Origin of the sequence: Altererythrobacter sp. (genome assembly GCF_050299635.1) — a bacterium.
Classification (GTDB): domain Bacteria; phylum Pseudomonadota; class Alphaproteobacteria; order Sphingomonadales; family Sphingomonadaceae; genus Erythrobacter.
The window spans coordinates 1-6,777 of sequence record NZ_JBNKWF010000042.1; the positions used below are offsets into that span (position 1 = coordinate 1).

Consider the following 6,777-nt stretch of genomic DNA (forward strand, 5'->3'; position numbering starts at 1 on the left):
CCGTTTTCATAGAGGAATTCGAAGGTACCGGCGCCGCGGTAGCCGATCTTGCGGCAGGCTTCGGCACAGCGCTGGCCGACGGTATCGATGAGCTCGCGGTCGATGCCCGGCGCCGGGGCTTCCTCGATCACCTTCTGGTGGCGGCGCTGGAGCGAACAGTCGCGCTCGAACAGATGGACCACATTGCCGTGACTGTCGCCGAACACCTGCACCTCGATATGGCGCGGTGAGGTGATCCATTTTTCCAGCAGCACTTCGTCATTGCCGAAGCTGGCCTTGGCTTCGCGCTTGCAGCTTTCCAGCGCTTCTACAAAGTTCTTCGCATCATCGACCTTGCGCATGCCCTTGCCGCCGCCGCCCGCGACCGCCTTGATCAGCACGGGATAGCCAATCGCGTCCGCTTCCTTGGTCAGCCGCTCGACCGACTGGTCCTCGCCCTCGTATCCGGGGGTGACGGGCACGCCCGCTTCGCGCATCAGCTTCTTGGCCGCATCCTTGAGGCCCATCGCCTCGATGCTTTCGGGCTTTGGCCCGACCCAGATCAGCCCGGCATCGATCACGGCGCGCGCGAAAGCGGCGTTTTCGCTGAGAAAGCCGTAACCCGGATGTATGGCCTCTGCGCCCGTCTGTTTGGCGGCAGCGATGATCTTCTCACCGACCAGATAGCTTTCGGCAGCGGGCGAGGGGCCGATATGCACGGCCTCGTCGGCTTGCCGCACATGCAGCGCCTTGGCATCGGCATCCGAATAGACCGCCACGGTGGCGACACCCATCTCGCGCGCGGTGCGGACGATGCGGCAGGCAATCTCGCCGCGATTGGCTATGAGGAGCTTTGAAATCATGCGACGTTCGCTACGCCGCGGCGATGTTTTCGGCAAGCCTGGCGCGTGTCCAGCGCGGTAAGGCTGGCGGTGATGGTGGCCGGTTGACCAGTGCTTCCCAGAATGCGGCCTGCGCATGATACAGCTTGTGCCACCGGCTGGTGTAAACCCGGTGGTTCCAGGCTTCGGTCCCCAACCGCCGCACTTCGCGCCCGATTGCGCCATAGATGCGCGCTGCAGAAAGCACGGCCCAGCGCTGGCGGAAGCGCAATCTCGCCGTGCCGACCCGTGCATGCGCTTCGTGCAGCTCCATCAGCGTGATCAGCCGCGCGGCCATGTCGGCCAGTTCCTGCCGGTGGTGCGGCTTGGTGTGCTGGCCGGGCTCGATATCTTCTTCCACCAGCCATTCGATCGGCAGGTAGCAGCGTCCCGCCGCGTCATCCTCCAGCAAGTCGCGCGCGATGTTGGAGAGCTGGAACGCAATTCCCAGGTCGCAAGCGCTGTCGAGCGCTTCTCCGTCATCGCGCCGCACGCCCATCACCAGCGCTGCCATCACGCCCACGGCCCCCGCGACGTGATAGCAATAGCGCATCAGATCGTCCTGAGTGCGCGGGCGCCAGTCCTTCGCGTCGAGCTCGAACCCGGCGATGACTTCTTCGGCATCGCGATAGGTCAACCCGCATTCGCTGGCGACCTGTCCGAAGGCGTCGAATGCGACATCGGCGGTCGGTTGCCCGTCAAGCGCGGCCTGCGTCAGGATGCGGATGCCTTTGACCCTGGTGGCGATCTCTTCCGGGCTGGCGGCGTCGCCCTCGGCTGGCCGCCCCATCCTCTGACCATCGGCCAGATCGTCGCAGCGGCGACACCAGGCATAGAGCATCCAGATCCGTTCGCGCGTTACCCGGTCGAACAGGCGCGATGCGGCCCGGAAGCTCTTCGAACCTTGCTCGATCGCCTTGCGGCTCTTTTCGACCAGCGGGTCACGCCGGCGTCCACCGCCTGGAGCGCGGATCGTGCTGCGCAGTATCCGCGAAGGACTGAGCAGCCGCGGCCGGGTCACAAATCCTCGGCCTTCATGCGGAAGATCGGCGTATGCGGTTCATAACTTGCCATCGCGTCGAGCAGAGTGGGCAGCGTCTCTTCCGCGATCAATATGCCCTGATGGGCGGGGCGGACAAAGCCGACCTCGGCCATTTTGGCGTTGAAGGCGACCAGATGATCGAAGAAGCCGAAGGCGTTGAGCAGGCCGACCGGTTTTTGGTGATAGCCGAGCTGCGCCCAGCTCATCGCCTCCCATAGCTCGTCCATCGTGCCCACGCCGCCGGGAATGGTGACGAAACCATCCGACAGATCGGTGAAGCGCGCCTTGCGTTCATGCATTCCCGATACGGTGAGCAATTCGGTGCAATTGTGGTTGGCGACTTCGCTGTTCACCAGCGCTTCGGGGATCACCCCGATCACTTCGCCGCCTTCTTCGAGCGCGCCACTGGCGACGGCGCCCATCAGGCCGAGCCTGCCGCCGCCATAGACGACTCCGATACCACGCTGTGCCAGCGTGGTGCCGACTTCGCGTGCGAGAGCGAGATAACGCGGATCTTCCGGCGAGGCAGAACCGCAATAGACTGCGAGACGTTTCATGCCTGTCCCTTGGCAGCGAGATCCTTCAGCATCAATCCCGCAGTCGCTTTCGCGCTGCCGACCACGCCGGGGATTCCTGCGCCGGGGTGCGTGCCTGCCCCGACGAGGTAAAAGTTCTCGATCACATCGTCGCGATTGTGGCCGCGGAAATACGCGCTCTGCATCAGCGTGGGTTCGAGGCTGAAGGCGCTACCGAGATGGGCATTGAGGTCCATTGCGAAATCCTTCGGCGCGTAGGAGAATTTGGTCACGATCCGGTCGTGAATATCGGGGATCAGCCGCCGCCCCACTTCGTCGAGTACGCGCTTTTCCAGCATCGGCGCGATCTGGTCCCAGTCCACCGCCAGCTTGCCCAGATGCGCGACCGGCACCAGCGCGTAAAACGTGCTCTTGCCCTTGGGCGCCATCGACGGGTCGGTCACGGTCGGATGGTGGAGATAGATCGCCAGATCGGCCGGCAAAACGCCGTGATCGTAAATATCTTCCAGCAGCCCCTGATAGCGCGGGCCGAACAGCACCGTGTGATGCGGGATGCCCGGCCATGTGCCCTCGAGCCCGAAATGGACCACGAACAGCGAAGGGCTGAAACGCTTCTTCGCCAGCTTGGCGGAATAGTCGCGCCCGCGCTTGGTCGTGCCCAGCAGGTCGCGATAGGTGTGCATGATGTCGGCGTTGGAGGCCACGGCGTCAAACCGCTCGCGCCATCCGCTCTGCGTCTCCACCTCGGTCACGCGGCTGCCCATCGTGTGCAGGCGGGTGACGGGATCGCCCATTCGCATGGTTCCGCCCAGCCGCTCGAAATGTCGCACCATTCCGGCGACCAGTCGATTGGTCCCGCCGCGCGCCCACCACACGCCGCCTTGCGTCTCAAGCTTGTGGATCAGCGCATAGATCGCGCTGGTGGTCATCGGATTGCCACCCACCAGCAGAGTGTGGAAGGAAAGCGCCTCGCGCAGTTTCTCGTTCTCTATGAAGCTCGAGACGATCGAATAGACGCTGCGCCAGGCCTGCCGTTTAGCCAGTGTCGGTGCCGCCTTGAGCATGGAACGGAAATCCAGGAAAGGCGCCTGGCCGTACTTCACATAGCCATCGAGATAGACCCCTTCCGAATATTCGAGGAAGCGCTGATAGCCCGCCACATCGACCGGATCGAGCTTGGCAATTTCGGCATTGAGGCTGTCTTCATCGTTCGAATATTCGAAACTGGTGCCGTCTGGCCAGTTGAGCCGGTAGAAGGGCATGACCTTCATCAGCTCGACATCTTCCTCCATCTTATGCCTGGTCAGGGACCACAGTTCTCTCAGACATGCAGGATCGGTGATGACTGTCGGCCCGGCATCGAAGGTGAAGCCGTCCCTTTCCCAGAAATAGGCGCGACCGCCGGGCTTGTCGCGCGCTTCGACCACGGTGGTGGCGATTCCCGCCGATTGCAGCCTAATCGCGAGCGCAAGGCCGCCAAAGCCAGCGCCGACCACACAGGCGCGCTGGCCCGCATATGCTTCCACATCGCCCGCCTGGCCGATTGAGGGCGCGACGGACTGCGTAAAGGGAAGCGTGTCGCCGCTCATGCCGGTGCATCCTGAGACAGCGCCCGACCGCGAGAGGCCAGGGCGCCGATCGCGCGCCCGATGGGGACGGGCGGCTTGCCCAGCATGATGCGCATGCGGTCCAGAGGGGTCGATCGGGCGGCGTAGAATCGTTCGATGAGAGCCTCCGGCAGCTTATAGAAGTTTTCGAATATGTCCCGCCTGCGCGCCGGTTCTGCGGCGCCAAACAGCATCCGCGCCAGCCTGCGATAGAAACGCGTGCGGTTCCAGTGCTGTCGTGCCCGCGCTTCGCTAAAAGCGGCAAGCTGCGCTCCGGTCAGGTCGACCTCGCGCGCGATGGCAAGCGCGTTGTCGACCGCGATCGGCAAGGTGTAGCTCGTCAGCGGATGCGTAAAGCCGCCGCGTGCGCCCGCCAGCGCCACGCCCGCTATGCGGTGGCTGTCACGGTAGGCGCGGAAGTTTCCGCCGTCGATCACGGGCAGGACGCCCGCCTCGTTGCCTACAATGCGGCCATGCTCCCACCCGTAGCGGCGGCAATAGGCGTCGAGCCGGCTGGACAGGGCGCTGCGGTCGATCAGCGGGCTGTCGGCATAATAGGTGTCCTCCACGAAGACGTCATGCGCACCCAGCGGCAGGACATAGACGAAGCGATAGGCATTTCCGCCACCCGATGGTGCAAGCTGGTCTACGCTCGCATCCATGATCACCGGGCGTTCGATGCCGTGAGGCTGGTCGAGCTGGACATGGCGGCCCATGAAGACCTGCCAGCCGCCCGTGAGGTGCGGGCTCGGCTCGAATGCGCGGCAATCGATCACTGCGCGCGCCGGGATGCGCTCTCCACTCGCAAGCGTGACGCCCTCTGCGTCGAGCACGCTGGCGCAGCACTTCAGCCGGATCGCCTCGGGCGGCAGCAGGCGGGTGAGACCGACGGCGAAATCGGCGCTCGACAGAGAGCGATAGCCGGTTGCGAGGGTGCGCTGATATTGCGGGAAGCGCACGTCATAGCCGCTGTCCCATGTGCTCTGGCGGAAAGAATCGAGCAGCGCATCGCCCTCTTCAGAGAGGTCGCCGGCAAACCAGCTCCAGCGGTGATCGCCGCCGAGCCGCTCGCCACTCTCGATCAGGGCAAGCCGCAATTCGGGGCGCTGGCGCAGCAGAGCAAGCGCGATCAGCCCGCCTGCTAATCCGCCGCCTATGATTGCCACGTCGATCATGCGCCCGTTCATTGGGGGCAAGGCTTAAGGCAGTGGGGGGACGGGGGCAATTGCCTTGCCATTATCGCGCGGCATGGCATGACAGGGCATGACCCGAATATCCATTCCCCGCAATGCCTTGCTTGCGACGCTCGGTTTGATAATCGCGACCGCCGCGATCCTGCTTGCGATGGACCGCCCGCCGATCTGCGCCTGCGGCACGGTGAAACTGTGGCACGGCGTGGTGCAATCGAGCGAGAACAGCCAGCACATCACGGACTGGTATTCGCCCAGCCACTTCATCCACGGGCTCATCATGTATTTCGTGGCCTATCTGCTGTGGGATAGGTGGAAGCTGTTCGGCGGCAAGCCCGCCAAATGGGCGCTGCCGATTGCCGTGGTGGTTGAGGCCGCTTGGGAGATCATGGAGAACACGCCCATGGTGATCGACCGTTATCGCGAAGTCACCATCAGCTGGGGCTATTCAGGCGATTCCATGATCAACTCCTTGTCCGATATCGGCTGGATGGCGCTGGGCTTCATCTTCGCCAGCCGCGCGCCGACATGGGTCAGCGTGACGCTGGCGATCTTTTTCGAGCTGCTGACGCTATGGGTCATCCGCGACAATCTGACGCTCAATGTCGTCATGCTGTTCTGGCCGATCGAAGCGATCCGGCAATGGCAGGGCATGGGGTAGGGGCTTGGATTTCCTATTGCGACTGATAGCAAGCAGTCAGGTGGCTCATAAGGAAATCGTCCAATTGTTTGTCCATCGCCGCGTCCTGTTCGGGCGTGAAATTGCGCTGCGACATGCGTACCGTAACTTCGTTCAACATCGGATTTAAACGCGCAAACTCCTTTGCCCATTCTTCCGTTGCGAAGATGCGCGTTATCTGCATCCGATCCACCGGTTCCAACGTCATGACCGTTCGTCTTGCGGTGTCGAGATTGTCCTTCACGATGGCTTCGTTCGAGACACTTTCGCCCTCATTCGCAATCGCCTCAGCCACGACACGATCGAAGCTTTGCTCCCTTATGATTGTATCGATGAAGCGCTGCCCAAGTTCAGAGCCAAAGAATGTGGCCATTCGTCCCGCGTTCTCGCTGCTCAGTTCGCGCCGAAAGAGGACTCCAAGCTCGTTACGATACCAGGCATAACCCTCCATATGCGACTGCCACATGATGGGGCGGACTGCCTTGGTCAGACCATCCACCATTCCGGGACATTCCGCTTCAGTCGCCATGAAATCATCATGGGCTTCAAGCGTGGAAACGAAGGCTTTCTCCACGACAGCTTCATAATTGCGGCCGGCAATCGCATCGCCTGCAAAGCTCTCGATCAGCAGATCATAGGGGTCGGTCGTCTCCTCCTGAGCCAGACCTTGCGAACCTGCTGCGAGCATTACTGCAGCAATTGCTGATATCGGAAAGTTCATTTCTGGCAGCCACTCCATTGCGGGCACTGTTGATCCCTTTGCAGGCCTGTTCTCATTTGTCATCAGCATGTTGCGTGAAAAATGCTGACGGCGCTTGCAAAATTGACCTTCATTGGCGACGTCCAGGGCAAGCCGTTCGTCG

7 protein-coding genes are annotated in these 6,777 nt (G+C 62.4%); 1 reads left to right on the forward strand and 6 read right to left on the reverse strand.

Annotated features, from left to right (window positions below):
* From ACQY6C_RS14505 to crtY, 5 genes are all read right to left on the reverse strand, one after another.
* Positions 1-842 (reverse strand): biotin carboxylase N-terminal domain-containing protein (locus tag ACQY6C_RS14505; RefSeq protein ID WP_427969957.1); only part of this gene is annotated, 842 nt, incomplete at its 3' end.
* A gap of 10 nt (positions 843-852) precedes the next feature.
* On the reverse strand, positions 853-1,881 hold the full coding sequence (locus tag ACQY6C_RS14510; protein WP_427969959.1) for a phytoene/squalene synthase family protein: 1,029 nt from the start codon (positions 1,879-1,881) through the stop codon (positions 853-855).
* Positions 1,878-2,459 carry a TIGR00730 family Rossman fold protein gene (locus ACQY6C_RS14515; RefSeq protein WP_427969961.1) on the reverse strand — a complete coding sequence of 194 codons (582 nt, stop codon included), beginning with the start codon at positions 2,457-2,459 and terminating at the stop codon, positions 1,878-1,880. Before ACQY6C_RS14515 ends, ACQY6C_RS14510 begins: the two co-directional genes overlap by 4 nt.
* Entirely contained in the window at positions 2,456-4,027 is a 1,572-nt protein-coding gene (locus ACQY6C_RS14520; protein ID WP_427969963.1) for a phytoene desaturase, read from the reverse strand. The genes ACQY6C_RS14515 and ACQY6C_RS14520 overlap by 4 nt, the downstream gene beginning before the upstream one ends.
* Complete coding sequence (crtY, locus tag ACQY6C_RS14525) at positions 4,024-5,232, reverse strand: lycopene beta-cyclase CrtY (RefSeq protein WP_427969965.1); 1,209 nt, start codon at positions 5,230-5,232, stop codon at positions 4,024-4,026. The genes ACQY6C_RS14520 and crtY overlap by 4 nt, the downstream gene beginning before the upstream one ends.
* 76 nt (positions 5,233-5,308) lie before the next feature.
* Between crtY and ACQY6C_RS14530 the strand changes: the two genes are divergently transcribed.
* Complete coding sequence (locus ACQY6C_RS14530; RefSeq protein WP_427969967.1) at positions 5,309-5,896, forward strand: DUF2585 domain-containing protein; 588 nt, start codon at positions 5,309-5,311, stop codon at positions 5,894-5,896.
* Between the two features lie 13 nt (positions 5,897-5,909).
* Here the strand turns inward: ACQY6C_RS14530 and ACQY6C_RS14535 are convergent.
* The coding region (locus ACQY6C_RS14535) for a hypothetical protein (protein WP_427969969.1) at positions 5,910-6,777 on the reverse strand (868 nt) is incomplete at its 5' end.

Bases quoted from the DNA above. Each gene is read 5' to 3' on its own strand.
- ACQY6C_RS14515 (WP_427969961.1), bottom strand. From the start codon at position 2,459: ATGAAACGTCTCGCAGTCTATTGCGGTTCTGCCTCGCCGGAAGATCCG.
- ACQY6C_RS14520 (WP_427969963.1), bottom strand. From the start codon at position 4,027: ATGAGCGGCGACACGCTTCCCTTTACGCAGTCCGTCGCGCCCTCAATC.
- crtY (WP_427969965.1), bottom strand. From the start codon at position 5,232: ATGAACGGGCGCATGATCGACGTGGCAATCATAGGCGGCGGATTAGCA.
- ACQY6C_RS14530 (WP_427969967.1), top strand. From the start codon at position 5,309: ATGACCCGAATATCCATTCCCCGCAATGCCTTGCTTGCGACGCTCGGT.